Source organism: Euzebyella marina (assembly GCF_014855515.1).
Classification (GTDB): domain Bacteria; phylum Bacteroidota; class Bacteroidia; order Flavobacteriales; family Flavobacteriaceae; genus Euzebyella; species Euzebyella marina.
Genome location: NZ_JACYFK010000002.1, coordinates 399,251 through 421,041, shown reverse-complemented (window position 1 = coordinate 421,041; position 21,791 = coordinate 399,251). Strand labels below are relative to the sequence as shown.

Below are 21,791 nucleotides of genomic sequence, written 5' to 3'. Positions count from 1 at the left end.
TATCCTATATTTTTGTTGGCGACCTTAAGAATTTGAAAAAATAATAACGAATACTATAAAGCATGAGCGTTTTAGTTAATAAAGATTCCAAGATAATAGTACAAGGTTTTACCGGTAGTGAAGGTACCTTTCACGCTGGTCAAATGATAGATTACGGTACCAATGTAGTTGGTGGTGTTACTCCGGGAAAAGGAGGGCAGGAGCACTTGGGCAAACCAGTTTTTAATACTGTGGCCGAAGCTGTTGAGAAAGTAGGTGCCGATACTACCATTATTTTTGTGCCACCGGCATTTGCTGCTGATGCTATTATGGAGGCTGCCAATGCGGGTATCAAAGTTATTATTACGATAACTGAGGGTATTCCTGTGGCTGACATGGTTAAGGCTTATGACTATATTCAAAATAAAGATTGTCGTTTGGTCGGTCCTAACTGCCCCGGTGTTATTACTCCGGGTGAGGCCAAGGTTGGTATCATGCCAGGTTTTGTATTTAAACAAGGTAATGTAGGTATCGTTTCCAAATCTGGTACCTTGACTTATGAGGCCGCGGATCAGGTGGTTCGTCAAGGGTTAGGTATTACAACAGCTATTGGTATCGGAGGTGATCCTATTATCGGTACAACCACAAAAGAAGCTTTGGAATTACTTATCAATGACCCTGATACCGAATGTGTAGTTATGATCGGTGAAATCGGTGGACAATTGGAAGCCGATGCTGCGAAATGGTATAAAGAAAGCCGTAGCAAAAAGCCAGTAGTTGGCTTTATTGCCGGCGAAACTGCACCTGCCGGTAGAACCATGGGTCATGCCGGAGCAATTGTAGGCGGTAGTGATGATACGGCACAAGCGAAAAAGAAAATTATGCGAGAGCACGGTATTCATGTAGTTGATTCTCCTGCCGAAATCGGAGTAAAAGTTAAAGAGGTTCTAGGTTAATACCTAAAAACATAAAGTTAGTCCCGTTTTCGATAGTTTCGGAAACGGGATTTTTTTATCGTTGTGAAGTAAACAAAACTTATATTTGAAAATAGACATAGAAAAAAGTTAACTAATGAAGTTATTAGAAGGTAAGGTTGCCATAGTTACAGGGGCAAGTCGCGGAATCGGTACCGGTATTGCCAAAGTTTTTGCCGAACAAGGAGCGAATGTAGCTTTTACGTATAGCTCTAGTGAAGCTCCGGCATTGGCTTTGGAAAAAGAGTTGAATGCATTGGGAGTTAAGGCAAAAGCCTATAAAAGCAATGCCGCTAGTTTTGAGGAAGCCGAAAAGTTGGTAACCGATGTACTCCAAGATTTTGGAGGGATCGACATTCTGGTAAACAATGCAGGAATTACAAAAGACAACCTTTTAATGCGCATGTCTGAGAATGATTTTGATAGTGTAATCGAAATTAATCTCAAATCGGTATTTAATATGACCAAGGCGGTTCAACGAACAATGTTGAAACAACGTAAGGGTTCAATCATAAATATGAGTAGTGTTGTTGGGGTTAAAGGAAACGCAGGTCAAACCAATTATGCGGCATCAAAGGCAGGTATGATAGGTTTTACCAAATCGGTAGCCTTAGAACTGGGCTCAAGAAACATTAGATGCAATGCCATAGCTCCCGGTTTCATTGAAACTGAAATGACCGAAAAGTTAGACGAGAAAACTGTTCAAGGTTGGCGTGACGGAATTCCTTTAAAAAGGGGAGGTTCTCCAGAAGACATCGCCAATGCTTGTTTGTTCTTCGCTTCAGACATGTCCGATTATGTTACAGGTCAGGTTCTGAACGTTGATGGCGGAATGCTTACTTAAGCTCGTTTATGAATGGAAAGGTTAGACGGAGATAGATTTTTAACTTCGCACCCAATATCCATAATTTTATGCAAATTCAAACCGTACTATTGATTATTCTAGCAGCTGTTGTTGCCTTATCGATAGTATTGTTTCAATATTATAAAGATGTAAAAAAAAGAGGGCGTACCGGGTGGTTGCTCTCTTTTTTACGTTTTTGCTCGTTCTTCGGGCTCTTGCTGCTCATTATTAATCCTAAAATGGTCAAGAATGAATACAGCACACGAAAGACTGATTTGGTGGTTTTGACTGACAATTCAAGCTCCGTACAAAAGTATCGGGCTCAACTAGAGAATCTATTAAGTCAAATAGAAAGCTTCAATGGCTTGAATGATCGTTTTTCCATACATCAATATGGTTTTGATAAATCATTAAATAATCTTGATAGTCTGACATATGAAGGAGATGGAACCGATATCAATAGAGCCATTAGTGAAATAGAGCAACTTCATTCCGATTCAAAGGTAGTAACCCTTCTTTTGACTGACGGCAACCAGACATCAGGTCAAGACTACGGCTTTTTTAAGGCAAGAAATAACTTTGCCATCAATACTATAGCCGTAGGCGATACTACTCATTACGATGATTTGGCCATTTCGCAGGTAAATGCCAATCGGTTTGCCTTTCTGAACAATAAATTTCCCATTGAAATATTTGCAGATTATACCGGTTCTTCAGAAGTCAACACTCAGCTCACGATACAAGTGAACGGTAGACAGGTTTTCAGACAATCTATTTCATTCAATAGAACGAAGCGTTCGGAAGCTATAAACACGTTGATAGATGCCCGTTCCGTGGGCCTTAAAAACATTAAAGTCTCATTGACTACTTTGCCCAATGAAAAGTTCGTCGAAAATAACACTAGGGAAGTAGGGGTCGAAGTAATCGATGAAAAAACTCAGATTGCGATAGTGTCCAACTGGGAGCACCCAGATATCGGCACCTTAAAAAAGGCTATAGAGAGTAACGAACAGCGAAGCGTAAGTATTTATAAAACTAGTGATGTAGGTAATTGGCAGGAAGCCGACCTTTTCATTCTGTACCAACCGGACGCATCATATAAGCCGGTCTACGACTTGTTACAAAAGAATCAATCAAGCGTTTTTACGGTAACTGGAAGTCAAACCGATTGGAACTTTTTAAATTCAATTCAGAATTCATTTTCAAAGGAGGGCTACGATCAAACGGAAGACATATCTCCTATTTTGAACCAAGGTTTTTCTCTTTTTGACTTGGGCGATTTTTCTGTTGAAGATTATCCGCCATTACGCAGTACGCTTGGTGAAATTCAAATAATTGCGAATTCCCAGAACGTATTAACCCAGAGCATTAAAGGGGTAGAATTAGATGAACCGCTATTAACTGTTTTTGAAAACAATCAACAGAGACAGGCCGTACTCTTTGGTGAAGATTTATGGAAATGGAGAATGGCATCCTTCAAGCGAAATCAAAGTTTTGAAGATTTTGACCAACTGATATCGAAGATTATTTTATATCTCGCTAGTAATGGTGCAAGAGAGAGGCTCACTTTAGATTATCCATCCGTTTTTGACGGAAGTAATGAAGCCAGAATCTACGCCAGTTATTTTGACAATGCATTCATCTTTAATAGAAATGCCAACATCGTATTAAAAGTCACTAACTCAGCGTCGAATACCTCTGTAGAAATACCTTTTCTTTTAAAAGACAGTAATTATGAGGCCGATTTGAGTAATCTTTCTCCTGGTCAGTACAAATTTTCCGTTTCGGTAGAGGGTGAAAACTTGAGCAAGTCCGGGCAATTTTCAATTCTTGAATTTGATATTGAAAAGCAATTTGCCGCTACCGATTACCAAAAACTTTCGCGTTTGGCAATGCAGAACAGTGGGAATTTATATTTTACCGATCAAGTTCCGAAACTTCTCGAAGAATTGGAAAGTAATCCCCAATACGTGCCGACCCAAACGAGCAACCAAAATATAGTATCTTTGATAGATTTTCGAATTCTATTGGCCCTAATTGCACTTACATTGGCCGCCGAATGGTTCATTCGGAAATATATCGGATTAATCTAAACACAAATCAATGGACAAATTACCCAAAATCGCATTACCCGTTATTTTCGCATTTATTGTATTGGTCATTCTTATTTCTAAATCTGCCGTTACCATCGGCTCGGGTGAGGCCGGTGTACTTTATAAAACATTCGGTGGCGGTGTTGTAACCGAAGAGCCCCCGTTAGGCGAAGGTTTTCATATTGTGGCACCTTGGAACAAGGTATTCGTTTATGAAGTTCGACAGCAAGAGGTCTATGAGACCATGAAAGTACTTTCAAGCAACGGATTGGATATTCAGTTAGAAGCGTCAACATGGTTTCAGCCGAAATATGACGAATTGGGAAAGTTACACAAAGAAAAAAGCGAGATGTACAAAGAGCGTATTTTGCTTCCTGCGATACGGTCGGCAGCTCGAAGTGTTGTGGGGCGCTACACACCAGAACAATTGTATTCAAGCAAGCGCGACGCTATTCAGGCCGAAATTTATGAGGAAACCAAAAAGATAGTTGATGGTCAATACATTCAACTGAATGAAATTCTGGTTCGTGACGTAACACTTCCCACAAGCATTAAAGAAGCAATAGAACGCAAATTAAAGCAAGAACAAGAATCACTGGAATATGAATTTAGATTGGTGACCGCCGAAAAGGAAGCTGAAAAGGTACGTATTGAGGCTCAGGGTAAAGCCGATGCCAACCGTATTTTAAGTGCTTCTCTAAACGATAAAATTTTGCAGGATAAAGGTATTGATGCCACGTTAGAACTATCTAAATCTCCCAATGCCAAAGTAGTGGTTGTGGGTAGTGGAGAATCAGGTCTACCTATCATTTTGGGAAATAACTAAAATAAATTTGTACGGTAAAAATTAAGTTTTAATTTTACGAACGTAATGAAAAACAGAAACACACATCATCATTTTTATACTTGCTCTCAAGCGAGGTAAAAATGTATTGTAGTGTTACAACATATTTATAGCCCGTTTGAGAAATCAAACGGGCTTTGTTTTTGAAACCCATGCTAATCACTGAATATAAAAAGAAAATGACTAAAATTAGAATTGCCATACAGAAATCAGGTCGGCTCAATGAAGACTCTTTATTGATTTTAAAAGACTGTGGTATTTCGATAGATAATGGTAAAGATCAGTTAAAGGCTTCCGCACGTAATTTTCCTTTAGAAGTATTTTACTTGAGAAATGGTGATATTCCACAATACTTGCGTGATGGGGTGGTTGATATAGCCATTATTGGAGAAAATGTACTGATCGAAAAAGGTGACGACATTTCCATTGTCGAAAAACTCGGTTTCTCAAAATGTAAGGTTAGTTTGGCCGTACCCAAATCGGTAAAATATAAATCGGTTTCTGATTTTGAAGGTAAGCGCATTGCGACTTCCTATCCGAATACGGTACAAATGTATTTAGATAAACATGGGGTAAAAGCTGATTTACACATTATTAATGGTTCGGTAGAAATTGCCCCGAATATTGGTTTGGCCGATGGTATTTGCGATATTGTTTCAAGTGGTAGTACGTTGTTCAAGAACGGCTTAAAAGAGGTTGAAGTGATGTTGAAGAGCGAAGCGGTTTTGGCCGTTTCACCTCAAATAACCGATGAACGAAAAGAAATATTGAGGCGCTTACAATTCAGAATTCAATCGGTTCTTCAGGCGCGTCAATCGAAGTATGTACTTTTGAACGCCCCGAACGAAAAGCTAGATTCGATTATTTCACTTTTGCCCGGTATGCGAAGCCCTACGGTACTTCCCTTGGCCGAAGAAGGGTGGAGTTCCGTTCATACGGTAATCAATCAAGAAAAGTTTTGGGAAGTGATAGATGAATTAAAGGCCGCTGGTGCAGAAGGTATTCTGGTCTGCCCTATAGAGAAAATGGTATTGTAATGTATGTAATCAAGGTCATACCAAATAACGAACTGCATAAAACGATTCCTCTCTTAAGGGAGTTGAACCCACATATTTCTGAGAATACGCTTAAAGAAAGGCAAAATGAAATGGTGGCGAACAACTACCGTTGTGTAGGAATGTTTCTTGATGATGAGTTAATCGGTATTTCCGGAGTATGGATTTTGATTAAGTACTATGTGGGCAAGCATGTAGAGTTAGACAATGTTTACTTGAAAAAGGAATATCAGGGCAAAGGCCTTGGGCAACAAATGGTAAGTTGGATTCTTGATTATGCCAAGAGTCTGGGTTGTGAGGCCTCTGAATTAAATTGTTACATTCATAATGACGGCGGTAATAAATTTTGGTCCAGTCAGGGCTATGAAGCCATTGGGTATCATTATCAGCGTAAATTGACATAAATGAATAAAATATATAATCCGGAGAAAGAAAATTGGCAAGAGGTGCTCAAAAGGCCTACACAAACTTTAGAGGCTATTGAGGACACCGTAGAAAATATCTTTGCAGAAGTCAGGGTAGGAGGCGATAGTGTTCTTAAGAAATATACCGAAAAGTTTGATAAAGCTATTCTTTCCGACTTCTTGGTTTCCAAAGCTGAGATAGAGGAAGCAGGTAGTTTAGTATCGCCAGATTTAAAAGATGCCATTCAATTGGCCAAAAAGAATATAGAAGCCTTTCACCAAGCACAAAAAACGGAAAGGGTATCCCTCGAAACGGCCGAAGGGGTATTGTGTTGGCAGGAAAAAAGACCTATACAAAAAGTTGGCCTCTATATTCCCGGAGGAACGGCTCCCCTTTTTTCAACGATATTAATGTTGGCCGTACCTGCAAATATTGCTGGTTGTAAAGAGATTATTCTTTGCTCGCCACCGAATCAAGAAGGTAAGATTCATCCGGCTATTCTGTATACGGCGCATCTATGCGGGGTAACCCAAATTTTTAAGGTCGGCGGAATTCAAGCCGTTGCTGCAATGACTTTCGGAACCGAAACTATACCGAATGTCTATAAAATATTTGGCCCTGGAAACCAGTATGTAACCGTAGCTAAACAATTGGCTACTAAATATGGCGTAGCCATAGATATGCCCGCCGGACCTAGTGAACTATTGGTTTTGGCCGATGATTCCGCAAATGCGGCTTTTGTCGCATCTGATTTGCTAAGCCAAGCGGAACATGGTGTAGATAGCCAGGTAATTCTCGTTTCTACTTCCCGAAAGCTCATCGAAAATGTTGAGGAAGAGGTAGAGAAGCAATTAGAAAAATTGCCTAGAAAAAAGATTGCTGAAAAGGCTATCGAAAATAGTCGCTTGATACTGGTTGAAAACGACCAAATCGCTGCAGATTTAATCAATGAATACGGGCCGGAACACTACATTGTCTGTGTTGAAAATGAAGATTTTTTTATAGATAATATTCATAATGCCGGATCGGTTTTTGTCGGCAATTACACCCCTGAAAGTGCAGGTGATTATGCATCGGGAACCAACCATACCTTGCCTACGAACGGTTATGCAAAACAATACAGCGGGGTTAATTTAGACAGTTTTATGAAGAGTATGACTTTTCAAAAAATTTCAGAGAAGGGAATTCTCAATATAGGAAGAGCAATTGAAGAAATGGCTGAGTCCGAAGGTCTTCAGGCACATAAAAATGCGGTAACCCTGCGATTGAAAAGTTTAAAAACTAAAGCTTAAATTATGGGTTTTAATCTCGAAAATATTACTAGGGAGAACGTGAAAGGCCTAAAGCCTTACTCATCGGCACGTGACGAATATGTGAGCGACGGATCGCGCATGGTATTTCTCGATGCCAACGAAAATCCGTTTGAAAATGGGGTCAATCGGTACCCTGATCCACAACAAAGAAATCTTAAGAGTATTCTGGCCGAACAAAAATCCCTGCAACCTGAAAATATATTGTTGGGTAACGGTAGTGACGAGGTTTTAGATCTTTTGTTCAGGGCCTTTTGTGAACCTGGTGTCGATAACATTATTACGCTTCCGCCAACTTACGGAATGTACAAGGTACTGTCTGATATCAATCATATTGAAAACAGGGAAGTACTTCTATTAGATGGTTTTCAGCCCAATGTTTCCGGTATTTTGGAACAGATTGATAAGAGAACAAAAATGATATTTATTTGTTCTCCCAATAATCCCACAGGAAATAGCTTCGATAGTAGTTCAATCGAGAATCTATTGACTTCTTTTGAAGGTTTGGTAGTTATTGACGAAGCTTATATCGATTTCTCCAATAAATTATCTTGGGTAACGCGATTGAATGAATTTCCTAATCTGGTGATCACTCAAACGCTTTCAAAAGCATACGGTATGGCCGGAATTCGGTTGGGGGTTTGTATTGCTTCCGTTGTAATTATAGCTGTTTTAAATAAAATTAAACCTCCTTACAATGTCAATGAGCTTACGCAATCTCACGCCCTTAAAAGGGTGACTGACCAAGCTCGAATACAATCCGAGGTTCGCGAAATACTAGAGCAAAAGAGATTATTGCTAAGCGTTTTGCCGCAAATTGGTTTTGTTGATAAGATTTACCCATCAGACGCCAATTTTGTACTGGTAAAGGTCGATGATGCTGCCAAAAGATACGAACAGCTATTAAAATTAGGGGTAGTTGTTCGAAATAGAAGTTCGCAGCCGCTTTGTGAAAACACCCTACGATTTACCATCGGTACCCGTGACGAGAACATAAAACTGGTTACCGCCCTTAAAAGCTTGATTGAATGAAGAAAAAAGTACTTTTTATTGACCGCGACGGTACAATAATTAAAGAAACAGTTGACGAGCAAATAGATGCTTTCGAAAAAATGATTTTTTACCCAAAGGCTTTTTCCTATTTGGGTAAAATTGCCAAAGAATTAGATTATGAATTGGTGATGATCACCAATCAAGATGGCCTCGGAACAGAAGTATTTCCTGAAGAGACCTTTTGGCCAGTTCATGAATTCATTATCAAATCTTTTGAAAACGAAGGAGTTGTTTTCGATAAGGTCTTTATAGATAGAACTTTTCCTCATGAAAATGCAAATACCCGTAAACCGGGCACCGGACTTTTGAACGAATATTTCACTGAGGATTATGACCTGGTAAATTCCTTTGTTATCGGCGACCGATTGACCGATGTTGAATTAGCCAAAAATTTAGGCGCCCAAGGTATATTTATAAATGACCAGACTCATTTAGGCACCAGTGAAATTACCGTGAAAAGGGAAGAATTGAATGATTTTATCGCTCTCGAAAGCAACGATTGGCAGACCATCTATGAATTCTTAAAACTGAAAGACCGCACAGGCTCCATTCGTAGAAAGACCAATGAAACCGATATCGAAATTGATTTAAATCTAGACGGAACAGGCAAAAGTGATATTAAGACCGGTTTGGCTTTTTTTGACCATATGCTAGACCAATTGGCCCGACATGGCCAAATGGACCTAACCATAAAGGTTGACGGTGATTTAGAAGTAGATGAACACCATACAATTGAAGATACTGGTATTGCTTTAGGTGAAGTCTTTGCTCAGGCACTAGGAAATAAATTAGGTATCGAACGCTATGGGTTCTGTCTGCCTATGGACGATTGTCTGGCTCAGGTTGCTATTGATTTTGGAGGAAGAAATTGGCTCGTATGGGAAGCTGACTTCAACCGTGAAAAAGTAGGTGATATGCCAACAGAAATGTTTCATCATTTCTTCAAATCTTTTACCGACGGGGCGAAGGCCAATTTAAACATAAAGGCCGAGGGCACTAATGAACATCATAAAATCGAGGCCATATTCAAGGCTTTTGCCAAGTCGATTAAAATGGCCGTTAAACGCGATACTGAAAAAATGGTATTGCCCAGCACCAAAGGTGTTTTATAAAATATAACATAAAGTGAAAATTGTAATTATCAATTACGGGGCGGGCAACATACAAAGCATCAAGTTTGCCATTGAAAGATTGGGATATTCAGCCATTTTAAGTGATGACCCGAACGAAATCAAAGAGGCTGATAGAGTTATTTTTCCTGGGGTGGGAGAAGCCAGTAGTGCCATGAAGAAGTTGCGAGAGACAAGGCTTCAAGATTTAATTCCTAATTTATCTCAGCCCGTATTGGGCATCTGCTTAGGCATGCAGCTGATGTGCAATAGATCGGAGGAAGGAAATACTTCCGGACTCGGAATTTTCGATGTTGATGTCGTTCGCTTTTCTAAAAATGTAAAAGTGCCCCAAATCGGTTGGAACCAAATTCAAGGTCTGAAAAGCGAACTATTCAGAGGTGTAACCGAAAAAGAACATATCTATCTGGTTCACAGTTACTATGCCCCAATTTGTAATGAGACGATTGCCACCTCTGAATACGGTGTAGACTATAGCGCCGCGCTTCAGAAAGATAACTTTTATGGGGTTCAATTTCACCCAGAAAAAAGTAGTGAAGTAGGGGCAAAAATCTTGCAGAATTTTTTAGACCTTAAGTAAACTATTTGAGCATTGCTTCATTTGAATTGGTTCAAATGCATGCTACGAAATCCATGTAGGATAATCAAAGAAAGTATACAAAGAACAAAACAAACGATGAGAATAATCCCCGCCATAGATATTATAGAAGGTAAGTGCGTACGCTTATCAAAAGGCGATTACGACACCAAGAAAATTTATAATGAAAACCCCTTAGAGGTCGCGAAGGCTTATGAAGCTCATGGTATCGATTACCTTCACTTGGTTGATTTAGACGGGGCAAAATCGAAACATATCGTAAACCATCAAATTTTAGAAGAGATTGCTTCTAAAACAAGTTTAAAAATTGATTTTGGTGGAGGACTTAAATCTGACGATGACCTGCGCATAGCTTTTGAAAGCGGAGCCAATCAGATAACTGGTGGAAGTATCGCTGTTAAAGATAGAGATACGTTCACTAATTGGTTGAAGCATTTCGGGGCACAAAAAATCATTCTGGGCGCCGATGCCATGAACGAGAAAATAGCTGTTTCTGGTTGGCAAGAAGAGTCTACTGAAGAATTAATTCCTTTTATAAAAGAGTATCAAAATGAAGGTGTTTCATATGTCATTTGTACAGATATTTCGAAAGATGGCATGTTGCAAGGGCCTTCATTTGAGCTTTATCAACGAATATTGAATGAATGTGAAGACATTAAACTCATTGCTTCGGGCGGTATTTCAACCTACGATGAGCTTCCTCGATTGGCAGAAATGGGATGTGAAGGAACTATTATAGGTAAAGCCGTCTATGAAAACAAAATCTCGTTGAAGCAGCTAGAAAAATTCATTTTAGAGTTTGCTAAGAATTAACGAAACAAAAAAATGAAATGTGCACGGGCAAAATTTCAAATTTGTTTTTAATTTGGGAGCTTTTGAAACCAAAATAGAAATTAAGCTCACTTAAAACACAAAGTTTCAAAATCAGATTATGCTGGCGAAAAGAATAATACCTTGTTTAGATATCAAAGATGGCAGAACGGTCAAAGGTGTAAATTTTGTTGATTTACGAGATGCCGGCGACCCTGTCGAATTGGCTGAAATATATAGCAAAGAAGGGGCTGATGAATTGGTATTTCTAGATATATCGGCCACCGAACAAAAGCGTAAGACATTAGCCGACTTGGTTTACCACGTTGCTGAAAAAATAAACATTCCCTTTACGGTCGGTGGTGGTATTTCTTCTGTTGAAGATGTTGATATTCTTCTACAAAATGGTGCCGATAAAGTTTCAATTAATTCATCGGCTGTTAAGAACCCTCAATTGATTAATGACCTGGTCGCCAAGTTTGGGTCACAATGTATTGTTGTGGCCATTGATGCCAAGCAAGTAGATGGAGAATGGATTGTACATTTGGTCGGAGGAAAGGTTCCTACCGACCGAAAACTATTTGAATGGGCCAAAGAAGTAGAAGAGAGAGGTGCCGGTGAAATTCTTTTCACTTCAATGGATCGTGACGGTACCAAAGATGGTTTTGCCGATGAGGCACTTGCTAAATTATCGACGGAATTGAATATACCCATTATCGCCTCTGGCGGAGCTGGTAAAGTAGAGCATTTTGCCGATACATTCTTGAAAGGAAAAGCAGATGCCGCATTGGCTGCCAGTGTTTTCCATTTTAAGGAAATCGCGATAGGGGATTTAAAAAGTAAATTACGGGAAAGCAATATTCCTGTAAGGATTTAGAAAAGCATATAACAATTGATAAAGGCAACAAAAGCGCATAGAGATTTAGTGGTAGACATCTTGGTAGATGCATTCGAACCTATTCATGATGACAGTTCCATCAATTTTGTGGTCAAACAAGACGAAAAGCGCAAAGAACGAATGCGTGTTTTAATGGAGTATTTATTTGACAAGTCTTTAAGAACTGGGGTTGTCTGTATATCTGACAACAAAGCCAGTTGTTTACTTTTAACCTACTCCAACCGTGATAAATTTACATTCGGCAAGCTTTTTTCGACCCTTAGATTAGCTTTCAAGTGTATAGGCATTGAAAGGGTTACTAAGGTGTTAGAACGTCAAAAGATCATACAACGCAATTACCCTAAAACACCTTATATAAGACCGATGATTTTCGCGGTGAAACAAGAATTCAAAGGTGGCGTAACCGCGCCTAGACTTATTCTTCAGGTTTATGAAGCTTTTAGGGAAACCAAGTTGCCAATAATAGTTGATGCCGCTAACGAGAACAATGTAAAATTGTATCAAAAATTTGGTTTAAAAATCTTCAATACCGAAGAAGGTTTGGGCTTTCCAATTTATTTGATGAAAATGGAAGGAGTACCACAAAACATATAATTAGAAGTTAGATAATGAAGATAGATTTTTCGAAAAATGCTGATGGATTAGTGCCTGCCATAGTTCAAGATGCCATAACCAAAAACGTTTTGATGTTAGGCTATATGAACGAAGAGGCCTATAATGAAACCATAAAAACCAAAAAAGTAACTTTCTATAGTCGTAGCAAACAAAGGTTATGGACGAAAGGTGAGGAGAGCGGTAATTTTCTGAACCTTGTCGATATAAAGGTTGACTGCGATAATGATACGCTTTTGGTTTCGGTAAAGCCTCAAGGCCCGACTTGCCACACAGGAAGCGATACGTGTTGGAATGAAGATAATTCGTCCAACTTTGGTTTTTTCTCCGAGTTAGAAAAAATTATTGAAGTAAGAAGAACTTCAGCCAGTGCTGAAAAATCATATGTAGCATCATTATTCAAAAAAGGAATCAACAAAATCGCCCAAAAAGTAGGTGAAGAAGCCGTTGAAACCGTTATAGAGGCAAAAGATGAGAATGATGATCTGTTCTTATATGAGAGTGCCGATTTGTTGTTCCATTACTTGATTCTTTTACAGGCCAAAGGTTTCAGCCTAAAAGATATAGAGACAGAGTTACAAAACCGGCACAAATAAGATTAGTTTCTATTTTTTATCTGTGAAGAACCACGTAATTCTTTATGATGAACTTCGGCATCGCCCTTGTAATTCAGAATGCTGGCTCCTGAAGCTTCGATATCAATAGTTTCTGTGGCCGACAGAAAAGCTTCACTAGCACCTGATAGCTCAATATTCAATTTGCGCGTCACCAAGTCGTAGTCCCTTATGTCGCTGGCTCCTGAAAGATCGGCGTACATTGATTGGGAGGCACCGTAAATTTCGGCCTTTGAAGCCCCTGACATGTCGACTTCTAGATGATTGATAGCCACCTCACCACGAAATTCGGATGATCCTGCTAATTCAATTTCCCCACGGTCTGTTTCCCATAAATTTTCAAGAATAACGGTAGAAGCTCCTCTTAAATCAAAATCCTCGATATTTTTTGTTTTAATGTAAGCTTTCAGCGTAGCTCTACCCTTAATAGAAGTAAACTTTTTCAACTTGATAATAAGGTCATCACCCTCTCTGGCAACGATAATTCGGTCATGTAAGTTATCGTTAGCCTCGATAATAATACTTTCTTCTGAATCGGTAAAGGTTACAAAAACATCAAAAGCATTGGACACTTTTAGTCCGTTATAGCCTGAAAGGCTCAGGTTACGACTGGTAACTTCATCTTGAGCGCGAACATGCTCATAATCACATGATGATAATAGAATTAATAGCAAAAATGGAATGAATAAACTAGATGAATTTTTCATTTTTTGATTGATTTATAGAGATTATTGTATTTCTAATCTTTCTTGAAGTTGCAATACCGGAATCCATTGAAAATTGATTGGTGACCAGTCTGTATCGGTCATAGAGTTGGGTTCAGTATTATTTTTAACATATACCTGATTGTTGTGTGCATACACATATTTCGTTTCAATGATATCGTGGCAATATGCACATCTAACCTTTGTTGTTTTCATTATAAATTCTTTTTATATCTATTTCGTCCCATATTAAAAACACCGACTTTAACACCAACCGATGCCGTAAACCCATCGATACGGTCAATCGGGCTTGGTACCAACTCGATTTCGCTGCTAAAACGATAGGTAACGCCAGCTTCAATCTGCAAATACCTGCTTAAATTAAACAGGGCACTCACTCCAGGCTCGATAATGAATACGGCATCGAAATCGTCTTCGGTGAGTTCTGGATCAAAGTCTTCATCAAAATCGTCTTCAATATAGCCGACGGCGCCACCTCCAATAAGTACTGGAAAAGAGAGGCTGACCAATTTTTTACTGAAGAAAATAGGTTCTAAATGAAGGCCGCCATAAAAGGCAAATAAATCTTGATTTCTGTTAGACCCAATGAAATATAGGTCTTGTCTCGAATACAGCATATTGGCTGCAAAACCCACTTCAAACTGTTGATTGGCCACATAGGCCACTTTAAGACCCGTCATGTATGTAGGCTCATCATCTATTTCACCTGCGCCCAAGGTCAAGCCCAAATAAACACCGTGTACAACATTGTTACGGTCGTTGAATTCAATGTAACCGTCGTCGGAATCTTGCCCCCAAATGGTCGTACAAAAAGATAATAGGGAAAGTAATAAAGTAATTTTAGGTATTTTCATAACTGTTCGTTCATTGATTGTTGTTTTAATAGACAACAAGACTTTTAAAAAGTTGCACCAGGAATGAATTTTTTTTTGGTTTTGGTAATTAAGTAGATGTCACAATCCTTTTTGACTGAAGTTTTTATGATGTATGTGACTTGATTCCGGATGAAGTAGATTATAATATTAAGGGTGTGCGTAATTTCTTCTATTAAATTTTGATGTTTTTTACATACACTAAAAACATTTCCTAATTCTTAGTAATTTTAACTTTAATAGAGAGATAAGAGTTATAAAAACCACTTATAATCAAAGAATTATACTACCTTAGATAACGTTTGGTATAATAGCCAAACAAAAAAATGACCGGCTCAAGACTTCCTTCCCCCGAATGATGCCCTAGGTCGTAAGCAACCAACTCGCTCAAACCCATTCGGAACTATGAAATGTAAGCTATCATCGTATGGACTTATTACTCTATTTCTTTTTTCCTGTCAAAACCAATCAAAATCAAACTTCTCGTTCAATTCAGAAAGTCCATCTGAAAATATGGAGGAAACAGTCAACGCCTATTGGGGCTGTTGGAACACCAATAAATCTGAGAGTTTAAAATGCATATTAGCAGATGATTTCAAAAGGTTTGCCAATGGTAAGTTAGAAGCTTCTAATCAAGAAGAGCTGATAGCCTTGGTAGACAATTGGCATACTACCATACCCGACTTTAAAACAGATTTGCAGAATTTGGTCATACACGATAACCAAGCTTTCTACAGGTGGGTAAGTACAGGAACCTTCATTGGTCGAACCGGGGTAGGGCGCAGCACTTCAATTTATGGGTTTGCAATTTTGACTTTTGATGACGAGGGAAAAATTAGTAAACATGAATCGTATTATGACTCTATGAGCCTCTTTCGCTCTCAAGGGAACGGAAAAACACCATCTCCCTAATTACCTATTGCATATTGTAACTGCTTAAACGAGTTTTTGAACTGATTGACCCAAAAGTATCTTGGTTTGTGTAGATATTGACCATTTTTGAAATTCGTACTTCGACCCCAACGTACCTCTTAGCCACTTTAAAAACTGATACATGAAGAATGTAAGTGGCCATGCAATCAATAAAATTAAAGCCCATTTTGAATCGATGGTAGATATGCCAAAAAACGATTGGCTATTCTTTATTTCAAAATTGGAAGAAAGATTTTATTCGAAGAAATCAATCATTCTGAGAAAGGGAGAAATAGAAAACATGTTTTGCTATTTGGAAAAGGGCTCTATTCGCTATTTTATACCCAGATCTGAAGACATTGAAGTCACTTTTGGCTTTCGCCATGAAGACGAGTTTTCTAGTGCCTACGATTCTTTCGTTTCAAGAAAGCCAAGCCACTACAGTCTAGAGGCTATGGAAGATTCTGTTCTTTGGTGTATTGAGTATGATGACCTTCAAGAAATCTATGCCCGAACCAGCGTAGGCAATATCATCGGTAGGGTGTTCGCGGAATATAATCTAGTAGAAAAATGGAATCGTGAACTTTCATTTATCAACCAAACAGCAGAAGAGCGCTATCTCGATATTTTTGCCAATAGACCGGAATTGATTAAAAAAGTACCTTTGAAATATCTGGCTTCTTACATAGGTGTCACTCCTCAAGCCTTAAGTAGAATTCGAAAAAGAATTTCTTAACCCAGATTCATTGATTTAACTATTTGGGTTTACGATTTTTGGTCACCGTTTATGAAGCCACTTATTGTTTTACTTTCTGTATTTATTGTTGTGTTGCTCATTCTAAAAATGGCCACGGGCAACGATGATTTTAAAAAGGCCGCACGAATTGCCATGTCGGTCATGTTGCTTTTTACGGCTATGGGGCATTTTATGTTTCCTGAGGGTATGGCAATGATGATTCCGCCACCCATACCTCTAAAGACAGAACTCGTATATTTTACGGCCGTTATTGAAATGCTTCTGGCCGTGAGTCTTATGATTCCTACCTACATTACTACAACGGGCTGGATTTTAATAGGGTTTTTTATAATTCTCTTTCCGGCTAATATTTATGCCGCGCAACAAAACTTAAACTATCAAACAGGCGATTTTGACGGGCCGGGCCTTGCATACCTTTGGTTCAGGGTTCCACTACAGTTGATATTCATCGCCTGGACCTACTTTAGTGCTGTAAAAAAGTGAACCGGTCATCTCAGAAGTCTTCAACCAAAAGAGTTCTTATAATTCTTTCAAAAGAACGATACCTTTACTGCCCTTAATGTTTATTTCTCCCTTACCATTATTTCCGTAGGAGGCATTTATCTCACGTAGTTTTTTACCCTTGTCAAGCATGGTCGATTTCACGCCTTCGAATGTTTTAGGAAGCCGAACCAGTCCTTCCTCTAAAACAGCATTAAAATTATGGGCAAAACCGCTAATGTTAATGCTTACCTCAGAGGATTCCTGTTCTATATTCATTTGCCCGTCGGGCTTTATGATATGGTCAACCTTTAGGTCGGCTACCCTTAAATTTAAATCGGCGTAAGATACCAGTCGGTTTAAATGTAGGTTGGTAAATCGTAATGTGCCATACATACTGCCTACTTCTGTTAGATTGATTTCATCTTTGTTTGAATGAATTTCTAATGCAGAAGTATTTTGAACCTCAATTTCGCTACCGTCACTTACGATATGTAGACTCTTGGCATCTTGCATATCGAAAGCCCCATTTTTAACTTCTATTGTACCGTAGTTTAAATTGCGAGCTTTGACTTCACCGTATTCAATCGAAATAGTCGCCTTGTTCAAATTATCATTGAGCCACATGTCACCATGTTCTATTTGTGATTTTAGCTCACCTTGCCAACCTTCAATAAAAACATCGCCAAATTTATTGGTTATATCAAGTTCAGCCTTGACAGGTAAGTATATTTTGTAGTCAACCTTGATAGTGCTTTTATCGGTATCGAACGGATTCGCCTTTTCGAAGAGCTGAGTAAAAAATCCTGAAGACTCTTCCTCAATTTCATAAGTAACCGAAACATAGTTTTCGGTATGTCTTAGAATAGGCTTAATACGTCTAAGCACTTCTTGGGCATCTTCTTTCTTTTTATGCTGTACAGAGATATTCATCGTAATAGAGAGTTCCTCTTTGTTCCAGCCATAAATATTGATGTTGCCATACTTATTTTCAATATTGAACTCACCGATATCGGTGAATGGGTAAGTCTTCGCCAACTTTTTACTAACTACCTCCTGAGCGTTCATAGCTAGTGTCATTGTGGCTAGTGCTAGTAACGAAAATACCAACCTTTTAGAGAGTATAGCCATAATCTTCTTCTTTAATTTTTGATTCATTCAGTTGGCGCAATAAATTCTCTATCAATTCAATACGCTTTTTATAGTTTGCAATAATTGCTTCCAGCAAAAGTTCGTTGTCAAGATTATTTCTCATTTCTATTTTGAGCTCATCATATTCCCTATCCAAATCATCCATAAATGAGAGAAACTCCGTTTTTTCAGCTTCACTTAGTTGTTTGTTTTCTTTGATTAAGTTTACCTGATAGGCTACCAAACCTTGATAGTGTGTGTCGATGTCATTAAGTTCTTGCGATACGAAGGTGTTAGAACCGGTTTGATTATTTCCGTAGAAGGTTATTCCAATGATTCCCGATAAACCTATAAGCAACAATACAGCGGCCGCCACTTGTATAATAGACCTTCTCCATAACGGAATCACCTTTTTCTGTTCATTTGATAATTTCTGCTCTATTTCGGCCCACATCTTACTTCTGTCAGCCCTATGTTCATCGAATTGTTCGAGATTCTCTCGTATGTGTTTTTCGAAATTGTCCATCATAGTTCTTTTATAATTTCGATTAGTTTCTTTTTGGCCCTATGGTATTGAGATTTTGAGGTAGATACGGTAATTCCTAAAACTTCTCCAATCTCCATATGATCATAGCCCTCAATTAAATAGAGGTTTAAAATTTGTCTATACCCTACTGGTAGTCGGTCGATACCCTGCTTAACCTTTCTAATGTCGACCGCTTCTTCCTTACAATCTGTCTCCTCATCAGTGATATGAAATTCATGTTCTTGCATAGGAGTCAAAGGCACTCGTTTAATTTTTAGGAAGTTGATACATTTATTGATGACAATCCTTTTTAACCAAGACCCAAAAGTACTCTCGTACTTGAACTGATCAAGATTCTTAAAAGCGTCAACAAAACTGTCTTGTACCACATCTTCGGCATCTTCTTTAATTCGAAGGAAACGCATACCTATATTATACATAGCATCGACGTAAAGCTCATACAATTCGTATTGTGAGCTTCGGTCACCTAGCTTGCTTTTTTCCACTAATGCCTTATGTGTAAATCGAATTTCGGTTTCCAATTATTAAAGGATGGCGATTGTTATGTCGTATCAGTTCAATATCAAAGACAAGATAAAATATTCAAGGTTGCATCATCCCACAAATTTTTTAATTGACAGGGTGCTGATTTATAAATACGGTCAGTGTCTTCTTTGTTTTTGAATATTTTCTTTTGAAATGCAACCAATTGATTTTTCATCTGTCAGTAAGGGTGTTCAACAATCAAAAAACAAATAGTATGAGCATATCAAACAAAACGAGAATACCCCCATTGATTAAAATTTGCATTGGCATCATCAGTTTGACAGCTGCAATTTTTACGGCAAATGCACAGCAGAGCTTTACTATAAATGGGTCGATTACCGATATCGATAATGGCGAAACCCTTTTTGGAGCCTCAATTTTATTGGAAGGTACCACCATTGGAGTGGTAACTAATGAATACGGTTTTTATTCATTATCCGCGCCTTCCGGTCAGTACAACTTGATCATTTCGTATATGGGCTATCATAGTCAAGTAAAAGAGATACAACTTAATCGTGACCAAAAATTGAATTTTGAGCTTGCCGAAGAATCAACCCAGTTAGAAGAGGTCGTGGTTACGGGAGACGAACCTGAAACCGTTGTGCTCAGAAAACCTGAAATGAGCGTGGCAAAGATGAATATTGGAACGGTTAAACAAATGCCAGTAGTTCTTGGGGAAGTGGATATTCTGAAGTCCCTGCATATGCTACCAGGCGTAACCAATAATGGAGAAGGCTCAGGCGGATTACACGTAAGGGGAGGCGCCCAAGATCAAAACCTTATTTTATTGGATGAGGCTATTATTTACAACACATCGCACCTTTTCGGCTTTTTTTCGGTGTTCAATGCCGACGCTATAAAAGACATGAAACTCTACAAAGGGGGCATACCGGCAAAATTCGGGGGAAGAGTCTCTTCTGTTTTGGATGTCAGACAAAAAGATGGCAACAATAAAAACTTTGAGATAAACGGTGGTGTCGGTGCTATTTCAAGTAGGTTGGCGGTAGAAGGCCCTTTATTCAAAGAAAAAGGATCCTTTTTGGTTGCCGGAAGAACATCTTACGCCCATCTATTCTTAATGTTGGCCGGCGAAGAAAACAGGGCTAGTTTTTACGATTTGAACTTAAAAGCTAATTATGAATTGACCGATAATGATAAGGTCTATCTCTCCGGTTATTTTGGTCGTGATGTTCTTAAGTTCGGCGATATTTTTGACAGCTATTATGGTAATTCTTCTGGTAACCTGAGGTGGAACCATATTTTCAATGACCGCTTATTCTCTAATATGTCTGCCATTGTAAGTAGATATAATTACAAAATTGGGTTTGATATGGAGGATTTTGATTGGCTGGCTTCCATCAATAATTATAATTTGAAATATGACTTCAAGTACTACTTTAACGATAGGTTCAAACTAGACTTCGGTGCCAGTGGAATTTTTTATGAATTTGATCCGGGTAGGTTAAAACCAACTTCAAGTGAATCTTCGATAAATCCGTTGGTATTAGATCAGAAAAAGGCCTTGGAATCAGCCTTGTACGTAAATGCCGAACAGAAGCTTTCTGAAAGAATATCACTCAAGTACGGCCTTCGTTATAGTCGTTTCAATCGGCTTGGCGGACAAGTGATGAATGAATATTTGAATGATTTGCCGGTACGCTACAATTCCGCATTGGGTATTTACGAAAGTGGAGTTGTTATCGGAGAAACCTATTACGAAAAAGGAGATGCCATAGAAACATTCGACAACTGGGAACCTAGAATAAATATTGCCTATCAATTAAACGATAATTCTTCGGTGAAGGCAGGGTTTTCAAGGGTGGCCCAATACATTCATTTACTATCGAACACAACTTCAGTTACGCCGGTCGATGTTTGGGCACCTAGTGGAAAATTCATAAAACCCCAATTATCAAATCAATATGCACTTGGTTACTTCAGGCACATCAATGACCAGGCCTATTCGGTCGAACTAGAAGGTTACTATAAAACGGTCGATAATCGCATCGATTACATTGACGGCTCAGAGCTGATAGGCCAAGAGACTATTGAAACAGAAATATTGAATGGCGAATCAAGGGCATATGGCCTAGAATTGCTCTTCAGGAAAAATAAGGGCGATTTAACGGGTTGGGTCGCCTATACCTTGTCAAAATCGGAACAGCGTACACCAGGTGGAAGGGCAGGAGGCTTGGGTATTAACAATGGCGACTGGTACAATACTCCCTATGACCGCACCCATGATGTTTCGGTGGCAGGCACTTACCGATTAAATGAAAAGTGGAGTTTTGGTACCAATTTGGTTTTTCAAACAGGCAGACCGGTCACGTACCCCAATGGCCAATATGAATATGAAGACATATCGGTAGCTAGCTACTCCGACCGTAATTCTGACCGCTTGCCGGCCTATCATCGTTTAGATTTATCGGTCAACTACCAACCTGACAGAAGAGAAAATTCTCGCTGGAAAGGGGAGTGGGTCTTAGGAATTTACAATGTGTATAATCGCAAGAATGCGGCTTCAATTTCTTTTGGCCAAAATAGGGAGACAGGTGCTAATGAAGCTACCAGAACGGCCATATTCGGTATTGTACCGTCCATTACTTACAACTTTAAATTTTAG

24 protein-coding genes are annotated in these 21,791 nt (G+C 38.8%); 18 read left to right on the top strand and 6 right to left on the bottom strand.

The genetic code is table 11. The annotated features are described in order from the left end of the window. The first annotated feature begins 62 nt into the window (after positions 1-62). The 14 genes from sucD to hisIE all read left to right on the top strand — a co-directional run bounded on the left by sucD (position 63) and on the right by hisIE (position 13,201). Positions 63-935 (top strand): succinate--CoA ligase subunit alpha, encoded by an 873-nt coding sequence (gene sucD / locus IL356_RS10580; protein ID WP_121849036.1) that lies wholly within the window; start codon positions 63-65, stop codon positions 933-935. Positions 936-1,050: 115 nt separating this feature from the next. After that, positions 1,051-1,797, top strand: a complete 747-nt coding sequence (fabG, locus tag IL356_RS10575; protein ID WP_121849037.1) for a 3-oxoacyl-[acyl-carrier-protein] reductase — start codon at positions 1,051-1,053, stop codon at positions 1,795-1,797. A gap of 68 nt (positions 1,798-1,865) precedes the next feature. Then, positions 1,866-3,890, top strand: coding sequence for a vWA domain-containing protein (locus tag IL356_RS10570; RefSeq protein WP_121849038.1), 2,025 nt, complete (start codon positions 1,866-1,868; stop codon positions 3,888-3,890). Positions 3,891-3,900: 10 nt separating this feature from the next. Continuing rightward, positions 3,901-4,716, top strand: a complete 816-nt coding sequence (locus tag IL356_RS10565; protein ID WP_121849039.1) for a prohibitin family protein — start codon at positions 3,901-3,903, stop codon at positions 4,714-4,716. Positions 4,717-4,913: 197 nt separating this feature from the next. Continuing rightward, complete coding sequence (gene hisG / locus IL356_RS10560; RefSeq protein WP_121850707.1) at positions 4,914-5,771, top strand: ATP phosphoribosyltransferase; 858 nt, start codon at positions 4,914-4,916, stop codon at positions 5,769-5,771. Then, positions 5,771-6,193 carry a GNAT family N-acetyltransferase gene (locus IL356_RS10555; RefSeq protein WP_121849040.1) on the top strand — a complete coding sequence of 141 codons (423 nt, stop codon included), beginning with the start codon at positions 5,771-5,773 and terminating at the stop codon, positions 6,191-6,193. The genes hisG and IL356_RS10555 overlap by 1 nt, the downstream gene beginning before the upstream one ends. Beyond that, a complete protein-coding gene (gene hisD / locus IL356_RS10550; RefSeq protein ID WP_121849041.1) occupies positions 6,194-7,486 on the top strand; it encodes a histidinol dehydrogenase in 1,293 nt (430 codons plus the stop codon). A gap of 3 nt (positions 7,487-7,489) precedes the next feature. Continuing rightward, on the top strand, positions 7,490-8,536 hold the full coding sequence (gene hisC / locus IL356_RS10545) for a histidinol-phosphate transaminase (RefSeq protein ID WP_121849042.1): 1,047 nt from the start codon (positions 7,490-7,492) through the stop codon (positions 8,534-8,536). Further along, a complete protein-coding gene (gene hisB / locus IL356_RS10540; protein ID WP_121849043.1) occupies positions 8,533-9,669 on the top strand; it encodes a bifunctional histidinol-phosphatase/imidazoleglycerol-phosphate dehydratase HisB in 1,137 nt (378 codons plus the stop codon). Before hisC ends, hisB begins: the two co-directional genes overlap by 4 nt. Before the next feature lie 13 nt (positions 9,670-9,682). Further along, positions 9,683-10,267, top strand: a complete 585-nt coding sequence (hisH, locus tag IL356_RS10535; RefSeq protein ID WP_121849044.1) for an imidazole glycerol phosphate synthase subunit HisH — start codon at positions 9,683-9,685, stop codon at positions 10,265-10,267. A 96-nt stretch (positions 10,268-10,363) separates the two neighbouring features. Next, on the top strand, positions 10,364-11,098 hold the full coding sequence (hisA, locus tag IL356_RS10530) for a 1-(5-phosphoribosyl)-5-[(5-phosphoribosylamino)methylideneamino]imidazole-4-carboxamide isomerase (RefSeq protein WP_121850708.1): 735 nt from the start codon (positions 10,364-10,366) through the stop codon (positions 11,096-11,098). A gap of 118 nt (positions 11,099-11,216) precedes the next feature. Further along, entirely contained in the window at positions 11,217-11,972 is a 756-nt protein-coding gene (gene hisF / locus IL356_RS10525; protein ID WP_121849045.1) for an imidazole glycerol phosphate synthase subunit HisF, read from the top strand. A gap of 15 nt (positions 11,973-11,987) precedes the next feature. After that, positions 11,988-12,587: a GNAT family N-acetyltransferase gene (locus IL356_RS10520; protein WP_121849046.1), complete on the top strand. Its 600-nt coding sequence runs from the start codon at positions 11,988-11,990 to the stop codon at positions 12,585-12,587. A gap of 14 nt (positions 12,588-12,601) precedes the next feature. Beyond that, positions 12,602-13,201 carry a bifunctional phosphoribosyl-AMP cyclohydrolase/phosphoribosyl-ATP diphosphatase HisIE gene (gene hisIE, locus IL356_RS10515; RefSeq protein ID WP_121849047.1) on the top strand — a complete coding sequence of 200 codons (600 nt, stop codon included), beginning with the start codon at positions 12,602-12,604 and terminating at the stop codon, positions 13,199-13,201. Between the two features lie 2 nt (positions 13,202-13,203). Here hisIE and IL356_RS10510 read toward each other — a convergent pair whose 3' ends face one another. Genes IL356_RS10510 through IL356_RS10500 form a run of 3 tightly spaced genes read right to left on the bottom strand, consistent with a single transcriptional unit; the run spans position 13,204 to position 14,798 of the window. Continuing rightward, positions 13,204-13,926 carry a head GIN domain-containing protein gene (locus IL356_RS10510; RefSeq protein ID WP_121849048.1) on the bottom strand — a complete coding sequence of 241 codons (723 nt, stop codon included), beginning with the start codon at positions 13,924-13,926 and terminating at the stop codon, positions 13,204-13,206. A gap of 21 nt (positions 13,927-13,947) precedes the next feature. Further along, a complete protein-coding gene (locus IL356_RS10505) occupies positions 13,948-14,139 on the bottom strand; it encodes a hypothetical protein (RefSeq protein ID WP_121849049.1) in 192 nt (63 codons plus the stop codon). Then, entirely contained in the window at positions 14,139-14,798 is a 660-nt protein-coding gene (locus IL356_RS10500; RefSeq protein WP_121849050.1) for a hypothetical protein, read from the bottom strand. The genes IL356_RS10505 and IL356_RS10500 overlap by 1 nt, the downstream gene beginning before the upstream one ends. A gap of 423 nt (positions 14,799-15,221) precedes the next feature. Here IL356_RS10500 and IL356_RS10495 point away from each other — a divergent pair, with 423 nt between their 5' ends. The 3 genes from IL356_RS10495 to IL356_RS10485 all read left to right on the top strand — a co-directional run bounded on the left by IL356_RS10495 (position 15,222) and on the right by IL356_RS10485 (position 16,968). After that, a complete protein-coding gene (locus IL356_RS10495; protein ID WP_121849051.1) occupies positions 15,222-15,728 on the top strand; it encodes an ester cyclase in 507 nt (168 codons plus the stop codon). 142 nt (positions 15,729-15,870) lie between these two features. Then, entirely contained in the window at positions 15,871-16,464 is a 594-nt protein-coding gene (locus IL356_RS10490; protein WP_121849052.1) for a Crp/Fnr family transcriptional regulator, read from the top strand. Positions 16,465-16,515: 51 nt separating this feature from the next. Next, positions 16,516-16,968 carry a DoxX family protein gene (locus IL356_RS10485; protein ID WP_121849053.1) on the top strand — a complete coding sequence of 151 codons (453 nt, stop codon included), beginning with the start codon at positions 16,516-16,518 and terminating at the stop codon, positions 16,966-16,968. Positions 16,969-17,004: 36 nt separating this feature from the next. Here IL356_RS10485 and IL356_RS10480 read toward each other — a convergent pair whose 3' ends face one another. Genes IL356_RS10480 through IL356_RS10470 form a run of 3 tightly spaced genes read right to left on the bottom strand, consistent with a single transcriptional unit; the run spans position 17,005 to position 19,128 of the window. Continuing rightward, a complete protein-coding gene (locus IL356_RS10480) occupies positions 17,005-18,033 on the bottom strand; it encodes a hypothetical protein (protein ID WP_162987889.1) in 1,029 nt (342 codons plus the stop codon). 46 nt (positions 18,034-18,079) lie between these two features. Beyond that, positions 18,080-18,625 carry a hypothetical protein gene (locus IL356_RS10475; RefSeq protein ID WP_162987890.1) on the bottom strand — a complete coding sequence of 182 codons (546 nt, stop codon included), beginning with the start codon at positions 18,623-18,625 and terminating at the stop codon, positions 18,080-18,082. Further along, positions 18,622-19,128, bottom strand: coding sequence for an RNA polymerase sigma factor (locus IL356_RS10470; RefSeq protein WP_240467914.1), 507 nt, complete (start codon positions 19,126-19,128; stop codon positions 18,622-18,624). The genes IL356_RS10475 and IL356_RS10470 overlap by 4 nt, the downstream gene beginning before the upstream one ends. Positions 19,129-19,382: 254 nt before the next feature. On the opposite strand from IL356_RS10470, the gene IL356_RS10465 reads away from it, so the two are divergent. Further along, entirely contained in the window at positions 19,383-21,791 is a 2,409-nt protein-coding gene (locus tag IL356_RS10465; RefSeq protein WP_121850709.1) for a TonB-dependent receptor, read from the top strand.